The organism is Micromonospora sp. NPDC051006, assembly GCF_044456245.1.
Classification (GTDB): Bacteria; Actinomycetota; Actinomycetes; order Mycobacteriales; family Micromonosporaceae; genus Micromonospora.
This window is the reverse complement of the sequence record NZ_JBITFP010000030.1, coordinates 44,903-67,841: the sequence shown is the minus strand read 5'-3', so window position 1 is coordinate 67,841 and position 22,939 is coordinate 44,903. Positions and strand designations below refer to the sequence as shown.

Below are 22,939 nucleotides of genomic sequence, written 5' to 3'. Positions count from 1 at the left end.
ACAACAGTTGTTGTCCGCATCGGCATTGCTCGCGGGAGAGCGAACGGGCGGCGGCAGTTTGCGAGGTGACCCAGCGGCAGGGACAAGGGGCTCGGACGTAGAGTCGGCCACGTCTAGGCACTCACGCCGGCTCGGAGGACCGAGCCCTGCCGCTGGCCTTACCGGTGCCCCGGCGACCGGTTGACGAGCCCACCGTCGTCCGGCCGCCTAGAGGTTGTTCGAGGAGGACCGTGAGTCTGGGGGACAGGATCGCTGCAGTGCCGGTGGACGATGCCGTTCGCGCCTCGGTTAGCTTTGACCAGCTGCGTACCGGTGATGACGGCCTGTACTGGCTGGAGACTCGCCCCGACGCCGACGGAAGTGCAACGGTGACACGTTGGCGGCGCGGCGAGGGCCAGCGTGATGTCAGTCCTGTGGGCTTCGATGTCGCCAACGGAGTGCACGCGTACGGGGGCGGATCGTTCGCCGTCGTCGAGGGGACGTTGTGGTGCGTCGGCGGAGATGGCCTCTACCGGAGCCGTCGTCACGGCGATGAACTCGAACTGGTCAGCTCTGGATGCTTCGGTGACCTGACGATCGGCGACGGCGAGTTGTTGGCTGTGCGAGAGTCGAAGCAGGGTGACGAACTCATCGCGGTGTCGCTCACCGGTGCTCCGCAGATACGAACTCTCACCTCCTCCCTGGGGTTCCTCAGTGCGCCTCGGCCGGGTCCGGGTTGGTTGGTCTGGACGGCCTGGAGCGAGCGCGACATGCCCTGGGACGCGTGTGAGGTTTGGGTGGCCGCCTACTCGCCGCGTGGCGCGATCGAGAATCCGGTGAAGCTGGCAGGCGGTCCGGATGAGTCGGCGGTGGAGCCGCGGTGGGGACCCAACGGGGCGTTGTACTTCGTGTCGGACCGCAGTGGCTGGTGGAACCTCTACCGGTGGGACGGCCACCAAGTAAAGGCGGTGGCACCGATCGCGGGTGAGTGCGCCGCGGAGCCATGGGAGCTGGGTTACGCGTCGTATGGCTTCCTCGACGGCGGTCGGATGGTCGTGGCGGTGCAGGAGGGGCCGCGACACCGCCTTGTCGTCATCGAGCCCGACGGCACTGTCCGCCCGGTTGACCTCCCATACACCTCGATCAAACCGTACCTGGCCGTGAAAGGGACGACGGTGGCGTTGATCGGATCGTCACCGACCGCGGCCCCGCAGGTCGCGCTCGTGGACCTGGCTGACGCCGAGCCCCAGGTGGAGGTGCTTGCCAAGCCGGAGCACGCCGCACTCGACGGGACGCGAGTATCGACACCGACACAGCTGCACGTTCGAGTGGCCAGTGGTCGGGAGGTGCTTGCTCTGGTGTATCCGCCGACGGGCTCGGCCGCGGACTGGCGGGCACCGGTGATCGTCCGGGCGCATCCCGGGCCTACCGCCTCCTGTCTGCTGCGGCTGGACTGGCAGGTGCAGTTCTTCACCAGTCGCGGGTTCGCCGTCGTGGATGTCGACTATCTGGGTAGCACCGGGTACGGCCGTGTGTTCCGGGAGTCGCTATACGGCCGGTGGGGTCTGGACGATGTCGATGACTGCGCGGCGGTGGCGGGTCATCTGCTGTCGGCAGGGCGGGCGGTGCCGGGGCAGGTGTTCATCCGCGGTGCCAGCGCCGGCGGCTACACCGCCTTGCACGCGGTGTCGCAGGACGGGCCGTTCGCCGCTGCCACCGCCGTATCGGCGATCGTGGATCCTGACCGGTGGCCGGAGACGGTGCCTCGGTTCCAGCGGGCGCACGCGGTGCGGCTGCGAGGTGGTGCCGGCCCGGTCCGTGCCGCCGCTGTCCAACAGCCGGTGCTGCTCATTCATGGCACCGCCGACGAGGTGGCCCTGGTCGAGGATGTCCGCGACCTCGCCGACGAGTTGACGTCTCTCGGCAGGCCGCCCGAGGTGTTGCTCCTTCCTGATGTCGGCCACTATGTGGCGACATCCCGTCGAGCGAGCGCGGCGCTGGAGGCGGAGCTGGCTCACTACCGCTCGGTGATGGCGTACGCGGCCAACGATCGACGGGGATTACACAGCGGCCAGCGGTAGTCGGTGACGCACGTACTCGTCGAACTCGCGGACCTCAGGCTCGCACCGGTAGGGCTCGAGGTCGGCCTGCACCTCCACAATGCGCTGCAGGCAGCGGTGTGAGGTGGTTCGTGCGGCGTAGTCGACTGCCTCGCGTGCGGTGGCGCACGCTTCGTCGATGCGGCCGGCGGCGGCCAGCGACGAGGCCAGGAGTGCGGTATCGATGGCGAGTCGCCGAACATGGGTTGGGCTCAGGGCGGAGAGGGCGTCGCGCAGGTGCCGTTGGGTTCGCTGCGGGCACCCAAGGTCGTGGAAGCAGTGGGCAATCTCGTCGGCGAGGTACGCCGCGTCGAAGTACCGGATCCACGCCGGCTCGTCCTCGGACTTGCCGCGGGCCAGTTGCCTCTCCGCGATGTCGAGGTGGGTTAGGCAGTCGTCTTCGCGCCCAAGTCGGGCGTGCGTGCGCGCCACGACCGCGTGCAGCGCCGCTGTCACAGCGGGCGTCGCCCGGGTCTCGCTTCCTCTCGCCGCTGTCAGCGCCATCCTGCGTGCTGGCTCGGGGTGCCCGCAGTGCAGCGCGAGGTGGCCGATGTTCACGGCGAGCAGGTAGCTGCCGTACAGGCGGTCGTCGACGGCTTCTGTCAGACGTAGAGCGCGAAGGTAGCGGCGCTGGGCCAGGCCATAAGCGCCGGTGTCGACCGCCTGGTACCCGCAGAGCTCGAAGAATCCCGCCGCCAGCGTGTAGAGGTGCCGACCGACAGCCTCAGAGGTGGGAGTGTTTGCCAACAGCCGGTTCAATTCCCCTTCGACGTACCGCTGCACCTGCGCGTGGACTCGTCCGGCACCGTGGGTGTGGTCCAACTGCCGGAACATCGCCAGAGCGGTCTCCGCCGAATGAAGATCCTCTTCGTCAACCTGGTCGGGCGAGCCGGGTCGTCCGGCCAGGGACAGGCGGGGTCCCGCCGCAGCGTTCAGCCAGTCCAGCGCGGCGCGGTCAAGAACGCCTGGCTGGAACGGAACACGGACGACCATGTCCGCCAACCCGGGCGTCTCCGCCGATTGGGTGGGCAGCAGGGTGTCCGCGTTGCTAGAACCGCTCGGCGAAGTTGGCCGCATACCCTCGTTGGCGCGACTTCCCTCAAGAAGCGGTAGCAGGCGGGTCAAGGCCCCTCCGGTCGCCAGCGCCCTGTCGCAGGTTTCAACGAATTCCCGGGACGGGAAACGGTCCGCTGTCTCGACCCGACGCACCAGGTCGGCGCTGAAGCGGATCATCGCGCCGAGTCGCGCCTGCGAGAGGTTGGCCTGCTCCCGCAGCCGACGCAGCTCGGCGCCGAAGAAGTGGCGCTCGGACAGGGACGGCTGGAGCATCCGCGGGGTCTGGCCCACAGCACCGCCTCCTCAGACTGTTCGCACCACCACGGCGATGAGCAACATGGATACCGCGCCCATAGGGTCACTCGGTGTTCAGCGCGGCGCAACCACGAACACCGAGATGCGTAGGTGCGGGAGACGCTCATCGACGGCGCACATGCGGACAACCGCTTCGTCCGCATGCTCGGCATTCACTCCACCGACTCGACGGGCGAGTGTGGAGACGGGCGGTGGCTACTCGTCAGATCCGCCCCTGACTCGAACTTGCGCGGGAGGTTGCAGTGGACCAGGAGACCGTTCCGCCGCCCGTGATCTTGATACACGCCAGCTGCGCCCTCGGGCCTTGCCACCGTTCGAGCGATCACGCGGACGAGCATCCGCGCATATGGCTAGGGCATCTACGCGCGCCAGCAGGATGCAACCTTCGACCGGCACCACATCGACTTCAGACTTCCGTTCGACCTGGCGAGTCCAGCGGCTTGACGCTCTGTTGAGCCCGAGAAGAGCGGAACGGCGGGCCATCTGATCGGGAGGCCCTGACGGAAAGGGAGAGCACCCGAATGAGTGTCGACACGGCGAGCGGCGAGGACCTCCATGCCGCGATGGTCGATCAGCTCGTCGCTGATCATGCGGAGAAAGCACTGATCATGCGGCCTGAAGTGGAGGCGGCGCTACGGTCCGTGCCACGCCATCTCTTCACACCGGATGCCGCGCTGCCGGAGGCGTACCGCGCGGACCAGGCCGTGGTGACCAAGCGGATCGGCGACGAGGCGGTCAGTTCGGTGTCGGCGCCGTGGCTCATCGCGGAGATGCTCGGCCAGGCAGTCGACGCCATCGACGGCGGGTTGGCCGGCCGCCACGTCCTGGAGATCGGTTCCGGCGGATACAACGCCGCGCTGCTGCGCGAGCTGGTCGGCCCGTCGGGCTCGGTCACGACCGTTGACATCGATCGCGAGGTGACCGACCGGGCCACCGCCTGCCTGACCGCGGCGGGTTACGACGACGTGGTCGTGGTGTGCGCGGACGCCGAGCAACCGGTTAACCCGGACCGTCCATACGACTTGATCATCGTCACGGTCGGCGCCTGGGACATCTCACCGGCCTGGACCGCGCAGCTCGCCGAGAACGGAACGCTGGTCGTACCGCTGCGGACGTTCGGGATGACGCGTTCCTGGGCGATGCGTCGGACGGGGGACCGGCTGGTCAGCCACAGCCAGCGGTTGTGCGGGTTCGTGTCGATGCAGGGCGCCGGGGCGCATCAGGTGCGGTACGTCAACATCGCTGACGGAGTCCACCTGCGGCTGGACGAGGACCAGCAGGTCAATCACCACGCCGTCGGCGAGCTGTTGGCGCAGCCACCGGCACAGGCATGGGCCGGGGTGAGCCTGCCCCCTCGCACCGTCCTGGCTGACCTCGACCTGTGGCTGGCGACCCGCATCACCGATGCGGGGCAGCAGTTCGTTGTTCTCACTGCTCAGCAGGAGGCCATCGATGCGGGCGTCGTCGCCCTGGCGTGGCGCTTCGGCACGCCTGCTGCCCTCGAAAACGGTGCGTTTTGCTACCGCTCGACGCTGCGCTGGACCGCCGACAACACGTTCGACCTGGGCGCCTGCGGGCATGGGCCCGACGCCGCGGCGGCGGCCGGGCGGATGGTCGGACACATGCGCGCGTGGCTGGACTCGGGCAGCCCATCGCCGATGCTGCACGTCCTGCCCGCTGGTACTCCCGACGGCGACCTGCCGGCCGGGACGGTGCTGGACAAGCGGCACAGCCGCTTCGTCCTCACCTTCACCCCCGCATAGAAGGGAATGCATGTGAACGAAACTGATGCCTCGGAGTTCGTCCTGGACGTCAGCCTGGTCGACGCCGGCCCCACCGCGGGCGGCTACGCCACCGCCACCGACGACGGGTGCGGCTCGGGCAACACCGGCTCCAACGCCTGCACCACGAAGTGCGACGGCGGCAACTGACCCATCCGTTTCTCTCACGATCGGGCCTGGCGTCGCGCGCGCCGGGCCCGTCGATTGGATGGTGAATCATGGTTCCCGCAGCTGGTGCGGCGCTGATAAGGATCGCCGCCTACCCGAAGGGCCTCGTGCTGCCTGCCTGGCCCGACATGTCTGACGGTCATCCAGACCAGTGGCGCGAGTGGCTGGACAAGACCTGGACGCTGCCCGGGTTTGCGGCGGCCGTCGCCTGCGCGGCGCCGCAGCTGGCCGACCAGATCCAACGCGCTCTGAGCGGTGAGCCGGTGCCTCAGCAGCGGCTGCGGCGGCTGGTGCAGTCAGCGGTCCGGTACCTGCTGCGCTGGACCACCCGCGCGACCCCGTTCGGCACGTTCGCCGGCGTCGCCCCGGTCCAGTTCGGCGCTCGCGCGACGGTCCGTCTGGGGGAGGCCCATCGCGCGGTCTCCCGCCCCGACGGCCAGTTCATCGCCGAGCACACCGCGCGGGCCGAACAGGACCTCGCCACCCTGCGCACTCTCGCCGTGGTGACCAACTCGCTGGGATACCGGCGCGGCGACAGGTGGGTTCTGCCCTGTGCCCACGCCAGCGCCGATCGTCGGTGGGACGTCGAGGTCCGCCTGACCGGCCCGATTCGGGCTGCGATCCAGGCGGCGCGGTCCCCGGTCAGGTTCGCCTTCCTCGCCGCGACGATCGCCGGACCCGCCAGCGTCGCCGGCGCCGAGCGGCTGCTGGCCGAACTGGTCCACAACGGGGTCCTGCTTTCGGCCCTACGCCCACCCATGACCGCCACCGACCCGGCCGCACACGTCGCCCGCCACTACACCGTCCCGGAGGCAGGTGGCCGAGTCGCCGTCGATCTACGCGCCGACATCGCGGTGACCCTGCCCCCGGCCGTGCTGCACGAGGCGGAGCGGGCCGCGTCGACGCTCGTGGCGGTAGCGCCGCCTCATGCGGCCGGTTGGGCTGAGTACCACAACGCGTTCATCGAACGGTGGGGTCCGGGCGCGGCTGTTCCCATCCGTGATGTGCTGAACGTGCTCGGGTTTCCGGCTGGCTACCGGGGATCCACTCGCCGCGCCCCAGCGCTGTTCACCACCCGCGACCGGCTGCTCGGACAACTCGCGCAGCAGGCCGCACTCGACGACTGCGCCGAAGTGGTGCTCGACGACGCGTTGATCGACCGGCTGCGCAGGGATGACGACCAGCCGCCGATCCCGCACACCGAACTGCGGTTCACCCTCGCCGCCGACAGCCTGCACGATCTGGACCGCGGCGCGTTCACCCTGACGGTGCTCAGCGGGTCCCGCCACGCCGGGGTCGCCGCCGCCCGGTTCCTGCACCTGCTCACCCCCGCCGAACTCGCCGGATTCCAACAGGTCTACCGACATCTCCCGACCACCCTGCCTGGCGCTGCCACAGTGCAGCTGTCCGGACCCCCGCTGGACGCCCGCCTCACCGCAGTGGCCCGCGTGCCCGAGCTGCTGCCCGTCCTTCCTCTCGGCGACTTCCACCCGGCACCGCCGTGGACGGTCGAGGATCTGGCGGTGACCGGCGACGGACACCGGTTGTGGCTGGTATCGCTGGCCACCGGTCAACCCGTCGAACCGCTGCTGTTCAACAGCGTGCTGCTGCCCACGCTGCAGCAGCCGCTGATGCGGTTCCTGACCGAGATCTGGACCGCGTGGACGGCACCGTGCAGCCGGATCGACTGGGGACACGCCGGCGGCCTGCCGTTCCTACCCCGCCTGCGGCGCGGACGCACCGTCCTGCACCCCGCCCGTTGGATCATCGACCACACCGCGCTTCCCGCTCAGGGCACGGCATGGCCGCAGTGGCGCGATGCCTGGCAGCGACACCGCCACCAGCGGCACATCGCGCAGCAGGTCCTGGTCGGCGACGACGACATACGCCTGCGCCTTGACCTGGACGACCACGCGCACCTGGCGGTCCTGCGCGACCACCTCGACCGGCACCCCCGCACCGTGATCACCGAGGCTCCAGGGTCCGCGGGCTGGATCGACGACCGCCCCGCCGAACTCCTGCTCACCCTCACCCATCCCGCGCCGGCCACCCGACCAGTCCGGCCAGCCCGGACCGCTACCACTGTTCAGCATTGGCCTGGGCGGTCACGGTGGCTGGAGGCACACCTACGCGGTCGGCTCGACGACATCCTGGCCGACCTCGCCGGGCGCCCCGCCGAGCACCTACCGGCCGGCTGGTGGTTTCTGCGGTATCCGCACCCCGAGCCGCACCTGCGGCTACGCATCCCACTTACGGACACTGACGGGTTCGCCGACACCGCCCGCTGTCTCGCCGGCTGGGTGCAGCACCTGCACGATGACGCCGTCGTACATGACTACAGCCTGCACCCGTACCGCCCCGAAACCCGTCACGGGACTGCGGCCACCCTCGCCGCCGCCGAGAGGGTGTTCGCCGCCGATTCCCGGGCCGCCCTGCACAGGCTCACCGGCGACCGACAAGCCACCACCGCCGCCGGAATGATCGCCTTAGCCGACGGCTTCACCGGCGACGGGCCGCGCTGGCTTGCCACCCACGTCCCCCACCAGACCGGTCCCCGCCTCGACCCCGCCCAGCTCGAACATGCCCGGCGCCGGGTGCACGACGAGGGACTCGCGGCAGCGCTGGCCGCCTACCGGTCGCTGGTCGTCGATGACGGGCTCGACCCCGACGAGGTGCTCGGCGACCTCCTGCACCTGCACCACGCCCGCATGATCGGTGCCGACCTCGCCTCCGAACGGCACCGCCTGCGGCTGGCCCGCACCATCGCCCGCACCACCCTCGCCGGGCATAAGTCGTGACCGCGGGACAGTCCCTCGCCGACGGCGCGGCGGGCGCCGCCCTGCTGCACCTGGAAACCGGGAACCGGCCCGCAGCGTACGAGGCACTGCGCCGTGCCACCGCCGGTGGCGTGAGCATCGCCGACGGGGCCAGCCTCTTCTACGGCGCTCCCGCGCTCGCATTCGTCCTCGCCACCACCGACCACCCGGGGCTCGCCCCGGCACGAGCGGCCAGCGCCGACGGCACCGCCACGGTGACCCGCCGACGGCTCGATGCCGCCCACCGCCGCATCGACCGACACGAACAGCCGCACTACGCCGAGTACGACCTCATCCGCGGGCTGACCGGGCTCGGCGTTGTCCTGCGCCGGCTCGGCGAGCATGATCTGCTCCGTCATGTCCTGGACTACCTCGTCCGGCTCACCGAACCCCGAGGCGCGCTGCCCGGCTGGTGGTGCTGGAACGGGCCCGAACGCCGCCAGGCGGCGCCCGTCGGCGGACCGGTCGCACCTGAGCCCGGACCAGCATCCGGCGTTCGCGGCGTTGAGCGGCGAGGACGTCGGGATGGCGGGCGTTGGCGTTGCGCCAGCGCAGGTATTTCTGCGTTCCTCGTGTGTGCAGATGCCGATAGGCCAGGGTGTTCGCGCCGGGTGCGCAGTGTCTCCGTGGTGGCTCGGGGCCGGCAGGGCGGCGATGGTCAGGCCGGTAGTGGCAGGCGGCGGAGCCGTGCGATGACTTCGGCGAGGATGCCGTGGCCGGGTGTGATCCGCCGTGAGGGCGTCGTTGTAGATGGCACGAAAGCGCGCTCGCAGTCGTAACCAACCGACGATGATCTCTGAACTCGGATCGAGCCAAATGATCTTCCGGCAGCGGGCTCGCTTGGACCCTGATTGCCGACCGGTCGATGACTGCCCACACGGGGAGTCCTACGTCCGGCGCGGGACCAGTCCTGGCATTCGACCAGGCGCCCCTCAGCTGTGAGATCGATTGTCTTGATCTTCGCGCTCGTGTTGACTGTCCCGATAGTGGCGGCGAAGGAAGGTCACTATGCCTCCGACGGATTCCCGGGTACGACGGCGCTGGTTCTGGCTGGGTTTCGGCCTCGTGGGCGGTGTCATCGCGGTCGCGTGTGCGCAACTGTTGCAGGAGCCGCTAATCGGGTACTTCCGGCGGCCGCTGTCCGAGCGTGACGAGATCGCCAGCGTGGTGGGCATGTTCGTCGGCATCACGGCGCTCCTGGTGTCGATCATCGGCTTGGTCGTCTCGCTTGTTCAGGCGAGGCGGGCCGGGCCCGAGCAACTGGTCGAGCCTTCGACGCCGGCGGATCCGGTTGCTCCGGCGGCGCCGGCAGCTCCGATCACCATGCACATCAACGCGTCGGCGCCCCTGTCCACGGCGCAGGGTGTGATCAACGGCGACATCAAGAACGGCCCGGCCGCGGGTGTCAATGGCTGACGGGGGCCACCAGTGGGCCTCCGCAACGGCCGGTTTCGCGTACGCGGTCACGGGCGCTGACGTGCACAAGCGCCCGGACGGGTCACCGGTGTACCTGCTGACGGCGGGCACGGGACGCCGACGAGCCGACCGGGATTGGCTGCTGGAGCTGCCCAGCCGTATGCTCAACGCCGCCTTCGGCGTCGTCGACTTCGTCGGGCGCGACACGGAGCTCGCCGCGCTGCACCAGTGGCGGAGCCGTCCCGCCCGACTAGCCGCGTGTCTTATGTACGCCCCGGGTGGACAGGGTAAGACCCGCCTGGCTGCCCGGCTCGCGGAGGAGGCCGCAGCCGAAGGGTGGCAGGTGGTCCAGGCCTCGGCCGGCACGGGGTCAGTCCTGCCGTCAGCGTCGGCGCACGACCTGAGTCTCGTTGAAACCGCCGGAATCCTCCTGATCGTCGACTACGCGGACCGCTGGCCGCTCACCGAGCTGTCGATGCTGTTCACGAACTCGCTGTTGCATCGCGACGGCGTGCGCACGCGGGTTCTGCTGCTCGCGCGCACCGACGACCTCTGGCCGGCGCTAAACGTGCAGTTAGGCGAACACGGCACGCAGTGCGCCCGGCTGAGACTGGCGCCGGTCCCGACTGAGAAGGGTCGGCGGCAGGCGATGGCGGAGACCGCCCGCCGCTGCTTCGCCGAGGTATACGGCGTCGAGGACGCCGACATCGCCCTGCCACGACTGGACGGCGACGCCGCCGAACTGGCTCTCACGCTCACCCTGCACATGGCCGCCTTGGTCGCCGTGGACGCACACGTCACAGGCAAGCGGCCACCGGCGGACCTGGCCGGGCTGAGTGTCTATCTGCTCGACCGTGAGCACCGCCACTGGGCGCTGCTGCACGAGCAGGCAGCAGTCATGACCCCGGCCGCAGTGATGAACCGGGTGGTGTTCACCGCGTCGATGACCGGCGCGATGCCCCGGTCGACCGCTTCCGGCCTACTCGGCCGCCTCGACGTCGCCGACCCGGCGCTGGACGACCACGGCCGCTGCTACCCCGCAACCACCATCACCCTCGACGCCCTCGAACCGCTGTACCCGGATCGGCTGGCCGAGGACTTTCTCGCGCTCACCCTGCCTGGACATGATGCCGACTACCCGGCTCAGGATTGGGCCCTGCCCACCGCCGAAGGGCTCCTCGGCGCCGACATCGCCGCCGCCTCTCCGGCCCGGCGGCGTGCCCTCACCTTCCTGATCGCGGCGGCCGCGCGGTGGCCACATCTGCGCGAGGCGTACCTCTATCCGATCCTGCTGAGCGAACCGCAACTCGCCCTCGATGCCGGCAGCGGCGCGCTCGTCGCGCTCGCCGCTGTACCTGGCCTCTCTCCCAAGGTGATGCTCACACTGGAGGGGATGTTCCCCGAGGACAGCCATGTGGACCTCAACACGGGTATCGCCGCGATCACCGAGGTTCTCACTGTATGGCGGGACGAGGTCCACACGGATCCCGTGGTTCGCGCCGACGCACACGTGCGGTGCGGGTACCGCCTTGCCAATGGCGGCCGGCACGATGACGCGGTCGCGCACAATGAACGCGCAGTGGAGCTGTGCCGCGGCGCGGACCCAGACCGGGACGGCCGCCTCGCAGTCCTCGGAGACGCACTCGCCAACCTCGCAGTATCGCTGAGAGATGTAGGCCGCCGCGATGAGGCCTTGGCACGGGCCGAGGAGGCCATCGCGGTACGACGTGAACTGGCGCGCGACGGCGAAGCGGACTCCCTCGCCGACCTTGCCGGCGCGCTCGGCAACCTGGCGGTGAACCTGGGCCGGGTAAACCGGCGCGACGAGGCGGTGACCGCGGCCCGCGAGGCGGTCACGATCCAGACGCGGCTCGCCAAGGTCGACCCGGCTCATCTGCCGCAGCTGGCCATCGTGGAGCTGAACCTGTCCCGGGCGCTCGCCGACGTTAACCGGTGGAACGACGCGCTGGCACACGGGCTGGAAAGCAACCGGATCCGGGCCGAACTGGCCGAAGCACAACCACGGACGTACCGGCCCCAGTACGCCAAGACGCTGGCGAACGTGGCCGAGCAGCTCACCAACCTCCATCGCCACGGGGAGGCCCTGCCGTACATAGAGGAGTCGGTCGCCATCCGGCGCGAGCTCGCGGACGCCGACGAGATGTATCTCCCGGAGCTGTCAGCCGCCCTCGACACCTTCAGCCGGTGCCTGTCCGGTCTCGGCCGGGCCGGCGCCGCCGTCGCCGTGGCCCAAGAGGCGTTGGTGATCGACCAACGGCTCGCCGCTACCCGGCCCGCCGCCTTCCTCCCAGACGTCGCCCGCGCCCAGAGTGAGCTGTGCAACCGGCTGGCCGAAGCAGGCCGTAACGCCGAGGCGCTGGACGCCGCCCGTGAGGCTGTGGCGATCCGGCGCCGGCTCGCCGAGGCGAACCCCCCGGCGTTCCTGCCGGACCTGGCCGCCTCGCTGCACGAGTTCGCCCGTCGGCTGTCCGCCGACGGCGAGACCGACGAGGCGGTCCGTATCCTTCGCGAGGTCATCGCCCTGCGACGTGCGCTGCTGAAGCAGATGGCACCCGGTGACGCCCGATTCCACGAGCCGGAGCTAGCGCTCTCGTTGAACAACCTTGCCACCTGTCTGGCCGATCTAGTCTGGCGGGAGAACCCGCTCGGACGACCCCGGATCCGGCCGTCCCGGCGCAAGCAGGAGCTCACGCTACTCACCGAGGCGGTGGCCGCCATCGAAGAGTCCGATACCCTCCTCTCCCGGCATGTGGGGAGCTGGCCGGAACTGGAATCTGCGCTGGCATCGGTGTCCGAGTTCCGACGTGCCCTGCACGCCAAAATCGGCTGGTATGCATGACCGGCAGCCGGCAGATCATCACGGCCAGCGGTGGATTCGCGTACGGCGTCATCGACGGTGACCTGTACACGGTGGGCCCGCCTCGGAATCGCTACCTGCTCGCGCCGTGGCGCCCGCCGGCATTCCATCCGCTTGCACCCAGTCTGCCGCCCGTCGATTACGGCGACCTGACCACCTGGCGGAATCGTCCCGCGAATCTGGCCCTGCGCTGGTTGTACGGCGGCAGGGAGGCGCGCTCGGCGATGCGGAATGCGTTCGCAGCGTCCTGCCACGTGGATCGGTGGCAGGTGGTGGAGGTGTCCCGGATCGGCCCGGGCGACCCGACACCGGCGGTCGAGCCGATCCCCGACGATGCCGTTCCCGCTGGCATCCTGCTCCTCGTCCACGAGGCCGGCAGCTGGCCGCTAAGGGAACTCACATGGCTGCTCAGTAACGCGATGTTCCATCAACCGCACCGTCCGGCCCGCGTCCTGTTCGAAGCTGACACCCTCGATGCCTGGCCCGCGCTGCGCGCGTCGCTGGCGCACCTCCAGGCCCGCGACTCGGCGCAGCGCGCACCGTCTCGGTGATCCGACTTCTCACGCAACCCTCCGCGAAAGGCAGCCCCCTTGGTTCGAGCTCCCCGGCAGAATGTCACGGTAACCAGCGGATTCGGATACGGAGTAGATGGCGCCGACCTGCATGCCTTCGAGGACGGCAGTCCGGTGTACCGGTTGCAGCGGTGGCGGCCCGCGCTCGACCCGGATCCGGGGTGGCTCCGCGAACTACCGAGTCGGATGCTAAACGCGCAATTCTAGGTCGTGGATTTCACTGGCCGCGCTGACGAGCTTGCGTCCCTGCACGCATGGCGCCACGGCGGGCCACGGCTCGGCGTCCGCTGGTTGTACGGCCCCGGCGGGCAGGGCAAGAGCCGCCTGGCCGGCCGGCTCGCCCGGGACGCCGAGGCTGACGGCTGGCAGGTGATCACCGCCGCGTACGGTGCAGGGTCGGTCATCGCCTCCGGCGCAGAAGATTTGCGTCTCGACCGGACCGCCGGCCTGCTACTGATCGTTGACTACGCCGACCGCTGGCCACTGTCACACCTGGCCCTGCTGCTCGACAACAGTCTGCTGTTCCATGTCGCGGTCAGCACCCGCGTACTGCTGCTGGGCCGCAGCGCCGACCCCTGGCCTGCCATACGCCAGAGCCTCAAGGCACACCAAGCCGGCGGATCGGTGCAGCCGCTGTTGCCGATCCCGCACGGGAGCCCGGACCGGGCGGAGATGTTCGACGCGGCGCGACGCGGTTTCGCGCGACGTTATGGACTCTCCGCGTCGGACCAGCTGCCAGTGCCCGCCGCGATCGACCGGGTTGAGTTCGGGCTGCCCCTGACGTTGCACATGTTCGCCCTTGTCAGCGTGGACGCCGCCGTGTCCGGCCGGCGGGTGCCGGAGACGATGTCGGACCTGACCGTCTACCTGCTCGACCGGGAGAGCCGGCACTGGGCGGTTCTCTACGAGGAACAACCAACCGGCAGCGCGGGTCGCGCGTACCGGACGGAGCCGGAAACGATGCGCCGCGTCGTATTCACGGCGGCGCTCACCGGGTCGGTCCCGCAGACGGTCGGTGCGAGCGTACTGAGCGGATTTGCCGCGTCCGGCGATGTTCCTCAGCTGCTGCAGGCCCACCGTTGGTGCTACCCGCCGGTGGCCGCCGACGGCGACATGGTACTGACGCCGCTGTATCCGGATCGGCTCGCCGAAGACTTCATAGCGCTGACTACTCCAGGACACGACATCGTGTACCCGGCGTACACCTGAGCGGCGCAGGAAACAGCGGATCTTCTCACTCTGGGCGACGAGGCGGTACGGCCAGCGCACGCCGCCCGCACCATGATCTTTCTGTCCAGTTCCGCGCAACGATGGCCGCATCTGGGAACGACCGGTCTCTTCCCGCTGCTGCGCGCAGAACCGGGTCTCATCCAGGTCGGCGGGTCCGCAGCGCTGATCGCCTTGGCGAACGCTCCCAGCGCCGACGCGTCGCTCCTCGCGGCGATCATGGGCGCGCTGCCGGCCAGACCGGACCCTGACCTGGATCCGGGGATCGCGGTGCTGGCCGTCCGGCACACCGAGCAGCGCCTCGTCGCCGACGAAGCCCCCTCGAACCAGGCGGCACTGCACGCGGCACTCGCCTGGCGGCTGTCGAACGCTGGCCGTTACGAGGAACCCCTCACCCGATGGGAACGCACTGTCGAGATCCTGCGGGTGCTGGCCGGTGACGATCCCGCCTTCCGCCCGCGACTGGCCCACGCCATCGCCGGCCAGGCCTCCGCACTGACCGACCTGGGCCGGCACGTCGCCGCGCTGGAAATCAGCGAGGAGGCCGTCGCGCTACGCCGCGAACTGGTCCGAGCAGATTGCGGACCACATCTCCAGCACCTCGGGGAGTCGCTCAACAACCACAGCAACGTCCTCTCCGATCTGCACCGCCACGAGGAGGCGATGGCCGCGGCGCGGGAAGCGGTCGAGATCTACGAGGAACTCGCAACCCTCTCACCGGCCGCTCTGACCGCACTGGCCGTGACCCTCTCCACCGCGGGTAACCGCTACAGCGACCTCGGCCGACACGCCGAGGCGCTGGCTCACCATGAGCGGTCGCTGTCCATCCGGTGTGACCAGCTGGGGAAACACGCCGCCGGAGACCACGACACCGCGCTGTCGCTGGCCAACCTCGCAGTCGCGCTTCGCCCAGATGGTCAGCGAACATGGTGGAGTCGAGGCCGCACGGCGACTGCTGCAGGGACCGGGCACCTCCGAAGGTTTCCTCACGCTCTACCAGCACAAGAAGCTCGGCATGAGCGTCGAAGCGTGGGTGCTTCGGCCGGAGTACGAGCCGCTATTCACCGAGCACGAGCGGAGCATCGCCCGCCGGCGGCTCATCGACCACCACTTCGACGTCGAGCGCTACCTCCGATCGCTGACCGCATCCTGACACGCCTCGACCAAGCCCTCTCGGATTCGCTGGCACGCCAGCTGATACGTCGGCGTCGAAGCTGAAAGCGAGCACATTGGTGACGACTCGGGTGGCACCGACCGGTCCTCCGAAGCCTTTGCTGCTGTATGGATGGCTGGGCATCCTGTCCTTTCGGGGTAGCCATGTCAGAAGTGGTTGCGGCTAGGTTCTGTGCATGTCGATCCCATTTGACTTGTGGGGACAGCGGGGGTGGGCCAGCGTCGAGGTTGCTGGCGAGTCCCACTACGCCGCCCAGATCCGGGAGCTGTTCGGGAAAGACTTCAAGCCGTCGGGCAGCGAGATTGTCGTGACGGCTCAGTTGGTGCCCGAGCCGCAGAACCGGCACGACCGCAACGCCATCGGCGTCTGGGTGGGAAACAGGCAGCTCGGTCATCTTCCGCGGGAGGAAGCAGCCCGGTACATGCCCGTACTGGCCGGCCTCACGGCACAGGGGTGGCTGCCCCAGGTGTCCGCCCGGGTCTGGGGCACGGAGTGGTCCGACTACGACGATCGCAGTGCCAGTTTCCGCGGATCAGTCACGCTCGACTTGGCGGAGCCGCACATGCTCGTGCCGGTGAACCTGCCGCCGCACGGGCAGCATCGGCTGCTCCCGACAGGAGCGGCAATCCAGGTGACGGGCGAGGAGAATCACCTCGATGTGCTCGCGCCGCTGAGTGGTTCCGCAGGGGAGCGCTGGGCCTATGTCAGCCTCCATGAGCTGGTCGAGCAGACCGCACGAACCTCTCGAACGGTGGTGGAGGTCCGTGTGGACGGCAGCCGGGTCGGGCAGCTCACGCCGAAGATGAGCGGCGAGTTGCTTCCCGCGATCCACCACCTATCGGAACAGGGCGTGACCACCGCGGCCAGGGCCATCGTCAAGGGAAACCGGATCAAGACTGAGGTCGTCCTCTACGTCGCCAGGGCCCACGAACTTCCCGACACCTGGCTCGGCCCGGCCGCTCATCCCGCATTGCCCTTGCAAGCACAAGCGGTCACTGAGGCTTCTAGCGCGCAGGCACCCTCGCCGTCCGGGGCGCAGGTCCATGGTCCCATCCCACCGGCGCCCACAGGCATCAGATTCGCCGTGCCGGTGAACTGGCCCCAACCACCGGCCGGTTGGACCCCTCCGCCCGGGTGGAGACCGGATCCGGGTTGGCCCGTCGCGCCTGAAGGCTGGCAGTGGTGGGTTCCTGTCTGGGAATGAGACGCCTTTTAACGGCCAGATCTCTTGCCTCGGCACAACACACCTACTCGATCGACTCGAGGCGGGTGAGGCTGCAGCCGGTCGGAGGCTGCTGCGGCAAGGCAGGTGGGCGTCCTCGCCGGCGAGCACGGCTCGCAGCTGATCGTCGCCAGCGTGGGTGCCGAGGATGACCTCGACGAGCCGATTGGCTGCATTCGTGCCGGCCAGCCGGTCGAATACGAAGTCCAAGAGTGCCTTATCCCTGGTCATCTGCCTCTCCGGGCCCGCCGAAGGTGGTGGGTGTCCCCGCAAGCACCGACGCCGGGAAACTGGGCTTTGCTGGAATATGCTGGAGTGCAGTAGGCTGTTCCCGTGACCTCCTCTGCCGAAGCCCTCGAACGCCGCATCGACGAGCTGCGCGCCGCCATCCGCAAGGCGGTGACCGTCGGAGAACGCGAACGCGCCAAGGTACTGCGCGGTGAGCTGCGCAAGGCCGAGCGGCAGTGGGAGGAGGCGCTCGACGAGCTCGCCGAACAACCCGTCGCGCCGGTCCGCCGGCATGCCGGCCCGCTGCTGCCGCTGCGTGAGCAGGTCCACCAGGCGCTGACCCTGCTAGGTGCGCCCGCCGCACCGAAGCTGATCATCGCCGTGCACGAGGCGTTCCACGTCGGCGAGATGATCCCGGCCCGGCTCACCAGCCTGCGCCGCGACGAGGAACGATCCTTCCGCTCGGCGCCGCATTCCCGGCCGTACTATCTCTGCGCTGCCCTGACCGCCGACCTGCTCGCGCCGGCCCGCGGCCTGCTGGCCGTCTCCACCTGGCCGATGGCCGCCCGCGTGATCGGGTCGCTGAGCCCGCGCGTAGATTTCCTCACCTCGGCTATCCGTCTGGCCGAACACCTGGACCGGATCCCCGATCCCGGTCCGCAAGCCCGGCGGCTGCTGTGGCGGTTCGCCGCCAACATCCCTGGCGCCGCCGCCAGCGGCGACGCGATGACTGCCGCGACCGTCGCCGAGGCGGCCGAGGCCGAGCTCGAGATCCACCGGGACGCCGACCGGTCGCACCGCGAAGCGGCCGCGAAGCGGGCCCGCAAACAGCTCGACGACGTCGAGCAGCTCTTCGGCAGCCGGCTGCGGAGTATCTCCGCGGCCGGCTCCTGACTCCCTGGTAGCACTTCGTCTTCCGCGAAGGACGATTCGATGGACAACGACACCCAGGACCGGCTGCGCCGTATCCGCGGCACCGGCACCGCGAAACGCCACAATGCCCGCACGGTCGCCGCGCTGACCGGCAACCCCGGATGCGCACGCCGCGCCGTGCTCGACGCCGCCGGCGTCGACAAGGACGCCGTTGCGCGCCACGTCGGATTCCCGGCGAAGTTCGGCCAGTCCCAGTTCGCGATCACCCGCGGCAACGCCTTCGAGGCTCAAGTTAAGGCGAACGGATACGCCGAACTACTCCGCCTGCTGCGCGAGACCTTGGACCTCGAGATCCGGGAAGTCGGAAGCACCGACCTGGAGGACGTCGGTGGCAACACCGGGCAGGAGGTCCGGCACGCACGGTCGCGACAGAAGCTCACCAGCGCCGCGGCCGACCCGAATGCTGCCGCCACCTTTTACGACCACCCACTCCTACTCCTCGATGTCGGCGGGAACGACGTCTACCTCGAGCCTGACCTGGTCGCCTTCCACCACGACGGTGTTTTTCACGTGGTCGAGATCAAGTCCTTCTCCGTAATTGACGATCAGGCCGATGCACGGAAGGTCGCGGCCGCGGCCACGCAGTCCGCCGTCTACGTGCTCGCCCTTCGGCGGCTGCTCGGCGACGACAAGGTCGCCGACGAGGTCGTGTTGGTTTGCCCGAAGGACTTCTCGAACCAGCCGGTGGCCACCAAGGTCGACGTCCGAAAGCAGCTCATCGTGCTGAACCATCAGCTGTCCCGGCTCACGCGCATCGAGAGCCTGGTCGCGGCGTTGCCGCCGACCCTGACGCTCGACCTTGCGCTGAACGACGACGGCAAACCGAGCCGGCCTGCCGCCGACGTGATAGCCGCACTCGGCGAGATCGATGCGCGGTACGCACCCGACTGCCTCGCCAAATGCGAGATGGCCTTCTTCTGCCGGCGCGAGGCTACTGGCTGCACCGCGGCTCTGGGACTTAGCGTGCGCGAGGAACTCGGCGGTGTGGAGACCGTCGCCGAGGCGCTCGGCCTGGCCGACGGCACCCTGGTGGCGAGCGACGACCGGGCCGAGGCGGCGGCGATGCTCCGCACGACCGCCAAGATCTTCGGCTCGGTGGCGGCATGAGCGCCATCTCCTCGTACGCCAAAGCGCTGGCCGTGGCCGCTGGCAGGGCCGTTCCGATCGCGACACGTCGCCATGTCCACCTGTCGGACCGGCCGTTGGTGTTAGTCCCGCTGGCGCTGGCGGGCGAGGCAAATGCGCCGCTGGCCGCGATGATCGGCACTGAGCAGCAGGATCCGGCCCTGTTGCTGGTGTCCCAGCCGAGGAACCGCGACCTCCGCTTCGACTTCGCTGCTTCGTTGGCGGACGTCGTGTTGGCCTATGTGCGCTCCTGCACTGCGCGGTTCGAGGTGGTCGGCTCAAATAAGGTGTTCCTCGACGCTCCCCAATTGCTGGTTCCGAACGTGGCCGGCCTCGGTTTCGTCAAGCTGCTCGGCCGATCCACCCGCTTCCGGCGCACCAACGGGCCGTTCCCGGTAGCGCACGGGGTGCCGCTACTCGGCCGGTGGCTGACCTACCTGGGCGAGCGATCCGAGCACCCGGGCTCCTCGGCCATGCTCGCGATGGCTCAGGCCCTGAACCTGCATTGGGCCAGCGGGCAGAGCGCTGTGGAGGACGCGAACCTGGCCGCACTGCTCGGCTGGATCGACCCGCCCGAGGGAGTCTCCGGGCCTGAGGCCGCGCTTACGGCCGAGGATCCGCTCGTCTGGCCACCAGCCGGCCCGTCAACCGACCCCGCCTTCGACAACGAGGTGCTGGCGCCTGCCATCCGGGCGTATGAGAGCGCTGCGCCCGACAGTCCGAAACGGCTGCGTGCGGTGGAAACCCTCGAGCGTGAGCTCCGTGGCCAGTTGGAGCCAACCTGGCGGTTGATGTGGCGCGCGATTGAGGTTCTTCGGAAGCTGCCGGCCGCAGAAACGGTCGAGATCCGCTGGACGGCGGATCGCCGGGATTTCAGCCGCTACCACGACTACCTCACCACCGATGGCCGTCCGCAGGCCCGTCGGGACGGTGCGGTGGCCGCGGCTCGTCGACTCCAGTCCCTCGAGCGGGAGCAGACGACCTACGACGCCAGCCGGGCCCTGGACGATCCGCTCGTCATGGCGAGCTACCGGGTCAACGGCGAGGCGTTCCAGGGGACCGTCGTTTCGGTCGACCGTGATCGACGCATCCGGAGTGAGAAGGGTCGCCGGGTCACCCGGCCGCTGATCGTGGTCAGCACCGGCGATCCTGTACATCTGCCGGTCGGCAAGGCGTTGCGGGCGCCGGAGCGCATGAAACAAAACGCCCGGATCACCGAAATCGCGCGATCGACCGACGGTGTGCTGGTCAGCCTCGAGCTCGACGGAGGCATGGGCCGGGCGGCGGCTCCCGCGCCGGGCAGCGTGCCCGAGGTCGGCGACGAGATCACCTACACCAGCGTCTACCCGGACGCGATCCGCACGCCCGACCTGCCGCCGACCGACCAAACACCGTGGACCCACGGCGGACCGCCCCGACCGTATGTACCGACCGATGACGACGCCCAGGAGGCATGGGAATGACCATCGACCCAGCAGCCGAAGCCGAACGCGTCATCACCGCGATCCTCGCCGACTTCCGATCCGGCCGGCACCGCGGCGTGGTCGTCGATTCCCCACCCGGGGCGGGAAAGTCCACCCTCGTGGTCCGGACCGCGATAGCGTTCGCCTCGGGCGGCGAGCGGCTGATGATTGTCGCCCAAACCAATGAGCAGGTCGACGACCTGACCACCAACCTCTCCGCCGCCCTGCCGACCGGCCTCATGGTCGGACGGCTGGCGAGTTCCACGTACGTGCGGCCAGCCCGCCTCGCGGCCCTGACCAACGTGCTGGTCGACAAAGATCTCGGCAACCTGCTGAGCTGTGAGATCGTCATCGCGACGGCCGCCCGCTGGGCCTACGTCAAGGACCGCTCCTGGCCGTGGGCGATTGTCGACGAGGCCTACCAGATGCGTTCGGACTCCCTGCTCGCCATTGCCCCGCGGTTCGAGCGGGCCCTGTTCGTCGGCGACCCGGGCCAGCTGGATCCATTCTCCGTGGTTGAGAACGACCGTTGGCGCGGGCTCAGCTGGGACCCGATGCAGAGCGCGGTGGCCGGGCTGCTGCGCAGTAACCCCGACCTGCCGCTTCATCGGCTTCCCGTCTCGTGGCGGCTGCCCGCGAGCGCCGAGAAGGTGGTGGCCACCGCCTTCTACCCCTACACCGGGTTCCGGACCGGCCCCCAACCGGGAGACCGTGAACTCACCTTCGACACCCGCGCCTTCGGGCGCTCTCCCCTGGACGCCCTGCTGGCCGAGACGGCGACCACCGGCTGGGGCTTCTACGAACTGCCCGCGCGACACACCCCCCGGACAGACGCCGAAGCGGTTTCCACGGTCGCCGACGTAGCTCGGAGATTTCTCGAACGCGGAGCGACCGCGCGGTCGGGAAACGACTCTCGGCCGGTCACCTCGCAGCGAATCGCAGTCGGCACCGCGCACCGCGATCAAGCGGCGGCCCTTCGCGAAGCGCTGTCCGACATGCCGGACGTCACGGTCGACACGGCGAATCGCTTGCAGGGCCGAGAATACGACCTGACCGTGGTGCTGCATCCCCTGTCGGGGCGACGCGACGCCACGGCGTTCCATCTCGAGGCCGGACGCCTGTGCGTACTCACCTCCCGCCATCGACAGGCGTGCGTCATCGTCGGGCGGGCAGGCATCCGGGAGCTGCTCGACGCGCACCCATCCAGCGAGCCAGTTCACCTACACGAGCCGGTCAAATTCCCGGACGGATGGGCGGCCAACCAGACCGTCATGAATCACCTGTACGCGCACCGCGTCGCGGCCTGACACCTCTTGAAAGGAGCCGGACATGAGGTTCCTGCATACCTCCGACTGGCACATCGGCAAGACCCTGAAGGGCCACAGCCGCCTCGCCGAGCAGAGCGCGGTTCTGGAGGAGATCGTCGGCATTGCCCGGCAGCACGAGGTGGACGCCGTCCTTATCGCGGGCGACATCTACGACTCGGCGGCACCGTCGGCGGAGGCTCAGCAACTTCTCGTCCGAACCTTGCTCGAGATCCGTAACTCCGGGATGCCGGTGATCGCCATCGCCGGCAACCATGACCACGCTCCGACCTTCGACGCGTATCGACCGCTGATGAACGAGGTCGGCATCCACCTCGTCGGCACCCCCGGGGCCGGCTCGGACGGAGCGATTGAGATAACCGCCCGCTCAACCGGCGAGTCCGCGGTGATCGCGACGTTGCCCTTCGTCTCCCAGCGCACCGTCATCCGCGCAGCCGAGCTCATCGCTAACACGCCCGTGATGAACTCCATCAGCTACGCCCAGCGCGTCGAAGACATGCTGACGGTCTTAGCCCGCGCCTTCCGGCCGGATGCCGTCAACATCCTGATGGCACACCTCACCGTGACCGGAGGCAAGTTCGGCGGCGGCGAGCGCGACTCCCAGTCGATCTTCGAATATCACGTGCCGGCTAGCGCGTTCCCGGTTGAGGCGCAGTACGTGGCGCTTGGGCATCTGCACCGCAGGCAGGCGATCGGCGCGCCGTGTCCGGTGCACTACAGCGGCTCGCCGATCTCGATCGACTTCGGAGAGCAAGACAATGAGAGTGTCGTGTGCCTCATAGAGGCGACACCGTCGACACCGGCAAAGGTCACCGACATACCGATCAAGAGCGGTCGCCGGTTGATGACGCTCCGGGGCACACTCGCCGAGATTGAGAGCCGGGCGCGTGGCGCCGGCGATGCGTTCCTCCGCGTCCAGCTCAAGGAGCCGGCGCGTGCAGGTCTGCTCGAGGAGGTTCGCGACCTCCTCCCAAACGCCCTCGACATTCGCATCGATCCGGCCTTCGCTGCCCCAAACGCCACCACCCGGCCGGCGAGCAGCGGCATCGAGCGCACCCCGGCGGAATTGTTCGCCGAATACTGCGCCACCAAGAACATGGACGACCCACGGCTGGCGGCACTCTTCGCGCGCCTGCACGACGCAATCTCCGAGTCATGAGGG

The 22,939-nt window shown here is 69.1% G+C and carries 16 protein-coding genes and 1 pseudogene; 16 read left to right on the top strand and 1 reads right to left on the bottom strand.

What is annotated here, in order from left to right; all coding sequences use genetic code 11:
- Positions 1 to 230 precede the first annotated feature (230 nt).
- Positions 231 to 2,060 (top strand): S9 family peptidase, encoded by a 1,830-nt coding sequence (locus tag ACIBBA_RS30445; RefSeq protein ID WP_396701869.1) that lies wholly within the window; start codon positions 231 to 233, stop codon positions 2,058 to 2,060.
- On the opposite strand, the gene ACIBBA_RS30440 is transcribed toward ACIBBA_RS30445, so the two are convergent.
- The gene (locus ACIBBA_RS30440; protein WP_396701867.1) at positions 2,040 to 3,425 is read right to left on the bottom strand and encodes a helix-turn-helix domain-containing protein; all 1,386 of its coding nucleotides are present in this window, start codon (positions 3,423 to 3,425) and stop codon (positions 2,040 to 2,042) included. The genes ACIBBA_RS30445 and ACIBBA_RS30440 overlap by 21 nt on opposite strands.
- A 545-nt stretch (positions 3,426 to 3,970) precedes the next feature.
- On the opposite strand from ACIBBA_RS30440, the gene fxlM reads away from it, so the two are divergent.
- The 15 genes and pseudogenes from fxlM (at position 3,971) to ACIBBA_RS30365 (ending at position 22,936) form a co-directional block, all read left to right on the top strand.
- Positions 3,971 to 5,212 carry a methyltransferase, FxLD system gene (gene fxlM / locus ACIBBA_RS30435; protein ID WP_396701865.1) on the top strand — a complete coding sequence of 414 codons (1,242 nt, stop codon included), beginning with the start codon at positions 3,971 to 3,973 and terminating at the stop codon, positions 5,210 to 5,212.
- Between the two features lie 12 nt (positions 5,213 to 5,224).
- Positions 5,225 to 5,380 carry an FxLD family lanthipeptide gene (locus tag ACIBBA_RS30430; RefSeq protein ID WP_396701863.1) on the top strand — a complete coding sequence of 52 codons (156 nt, stop codon included), beginning with the start codon at positions 5,225 to 5,227 and terminating at the stop codon, positions 5,378 to 5,380.
- Positions 5,381 to 5,448: 68 nt separating this feature from the next.
- Positions 5,449 to 8,196, top strand: coding sequence for a lantibiotic dehydratase (locus ACIBBA_RS30425; protein ID WP_396701861.1), 2,748 nt, complete (start codon positions 5,449 to 5,451; stop codon positions 8,194 to 8,196).
- Positions 8,193 to 8,717: pseudogene (locus tag ACIBBA_RS30420) on the top strand (lanthionine synthetase LanC family protein); the annotation flags it as partial. The gene ACIBBA_RS30425 and the pseudogene ACIBBA_RS30420, both read left to right, overlap by 4 nt.
- A 505-nt stretch (positions 8,718 to 9,222) precedes the next feature.
- Positions 9,223 to 9,630, top strand: coding sequence for a hypothetical protein (locus tag ACIBBA_RS30415; protein ID WP_396701859.1), 408 nt, complete (start codon positions 9,223 to 9,225; stop codon positions 9,628 to 9,630).
- Positions 9,631 to 9,718: 88 nt separating this feature from the next.
- Positions 9,719 to 12,490, top strand: coding sequence for a tetratricopeptide repeat protein (locus ACIBBA_RS30410; RefSeq protein ID WP_396701857.1), 2,772 nt, complete (start codon positions 9,719 to 9,721; stop codon positions 12,488 to 12,490).
- Positions 12,487 to 13,059, top strand: coding sequence for a hypothetical protein (locus tag ACIBBA_RS30405; RefSeq protein ID WP_396701855.1), 573 nt, complete (start codon positions 12,487 to 12,489; stop codon positions 13,057 to 13,059). Before ACIBBA_RS30410 ends, ACIBBA_RS30405 begins: the two co-directional genes overlap by 4 nt.
- A gap of 231 nt (positions 13,060 to 13,290) precedes the next feature.
- The gene (locus ACIBBA_RS30400) at positions 13,291 to 14,289 is read left to right on the top strand and encodes an ATP-binding protein (protein WP_396701853.1); all 999 of its coding nucleotides are present in this window, start codon (positions 13,291 to 13,293) and stop codon (positions 14,287 to 14,289) included.
- 72 nt (positions 14,290 to 14,361) lie between these two features.
- The gene (locus tag ACIBBA_RS30395; protein ID WP_396701851.1) at positions 14,362 to 15,525 is read left to right on the top strand and encodes a tetratricopeptide repeat protein; all 1,164 of its coding nucleotides are present in this window, start codon (positions 14,362 to 14,364) and stop codon (positions 15,523 to 15,525) included.
- A gap of 131 nt (positions 15,526 to 15,656) precedes the next feature.
- Positions 15,657 to 16,685: an HIRAN domain-containing protein gene (locus tag ACIBBA_RS30390; RefSeq protein WP_396701849.1), complete on the top strand. Its 1,029-nt coding sequence runs from the start codon at positions 15,657 to 15,659 to the stop codon at positions 16,683 to 16,685.
- A gap of 351 nt (positions 16,686 to 17,036) precedes the next feature.
- On the top strand, positions 17,037 to 17,825 hold the full coding sequence (locus tag ACIBBA_RS30385; RefSeq protein WP_396701847.1) for a hypothetical protein: 789 nt from the start codon (positions 17,037 to 17,039) through the stop codon (positions 17,823 to 17,825).
- A gap of 39 nt (positions 17,826 to 17,864) precedes the next feature.
- Entirely contained in the window at positions 17,865 to 18,971 is a 1,107-nt protein-coding gene (locus tag ACIBBA_RS30380) for a hypothetical protein (RefSeq protein WP_396701845.1), read from the top strand.
- On the top strand, positions 18,968 to 20,452 hold the full coding sequence (locus tag ACIBBA_RS30375) for a hypothetical protein (RefSeq protein ID WP_396701843.1): 1,485 nt from the start codon (positions 18,968 to 18,970) through the stop codon (positions 20,450 to 20,452). The genes ACIBBA_RS30380 and ACIBBA_RS30375 overlap by 4 nt, the downstream gene beginning before the upstream one ends.
- Entirely contained in the window at positions 20,443 to 21,759 is a 1,317-nt protein-coding gene (locus tag ACIBBA_RS30370) for an AAA domain-containing protein (protein ID WP_396701841.1), read from the top strand. The genes ACIBBA_RS30375 and ACIBBA_RS30370 overlap by 10 nt, the downstream gene beginning before the upstream one ends.
- A 22-nt stretch (positions 21,760 to 21,781) precedes the next feature.
- Positions 21,782 to 22,936 (top strand): exonuclease SbcCD subunit D, encoded by a 1,155-nt coding sequence (locus ACIBBA_RS30365; protein WP_396701839.1) that lies wholly within the window; start codon positions 21,782 to 21,784, stop codon positions 22,934 to 22,936.
- The last annotated feature ends 3 nt before the right edge of the window (positions 22,937 to 22,939 follow it).

Excerpts from the sequence above, each read along its gene's own strand:
- fxlM (WP_396701865.1), top strand. The coding sequence starts at position 3,971 with ATGAGTGTCGACACGGCGAGCGGCGAGGACCTCCATGCCGCGATGGTC.
- ACIBBA_RS30425 (WP_396701861.1), top strand. The coding sequence starts at position 5,449 with ATGGTTCCCGCAGCTGGTGCGGCGCTGATAAGGATCGCCGCCTACCCG.
- ACIBBA_RS30415 (WP_396701859.1), top strand. The coding sequence starts at position 9,223 with ATGCCTCCGACGGATTCCCGGGTACGACGGCGCTGGTTCTGGCTGGGT.
- ACIBBA_RS30405 (WP_396701855.1), top strand. The coding sequence starts at position 12,487 with ATGACCGGCAGCCGGCAGATCATCACGGCCAGCGGTGGATTCGCGTAC.
- ACIBBA_RS30395 (WP_396701851.1), top strand. The coding sequence starts at position 14,362 with ATGATCTTTCTGTCCAGTTCCGCGCAACGATGGCCGCATCTGGGAACG.
- ACIBBA_RS30390 (WP_396701849.1), top strand. The coding sequence starts at position 15,657 with ATGTCGATCCCATTTGACTTGTGGGGACAGCGGGGGTGGGCCAGCGTC.
- ACIBBA_RS30380 (WP_396701845.1), top strand. The coding sequence starts at position 17,865 with ATGGACAACGACACCCAGGACCGGCTGCGCCGTATCCGCGGCACCGGC.
- ACIBBA_RS30375 (WP_396701843.1), top strand. The coding sequence starts at position 18,968 with ATGAGCGCCATCTCCTCGTACGCCAAAGCGCTGGCCGTGGCCGCTGGC.
- ACIBBA_RS30370 (WP_396701841.1), top strand. The coding sequence starts at position 20,443 with ATGGGAATGACCATCGACCCAGCAGCCGAAGCCGAACGCGTCATCACC.
- ACIBBA_RS30365 (WP_396701839.1), top strand. The coding sequence starts at position 21,782 with ATGAGGTTCCTGCATACCTCCGACTGGCACATCGGCAAGACCCTGAAG.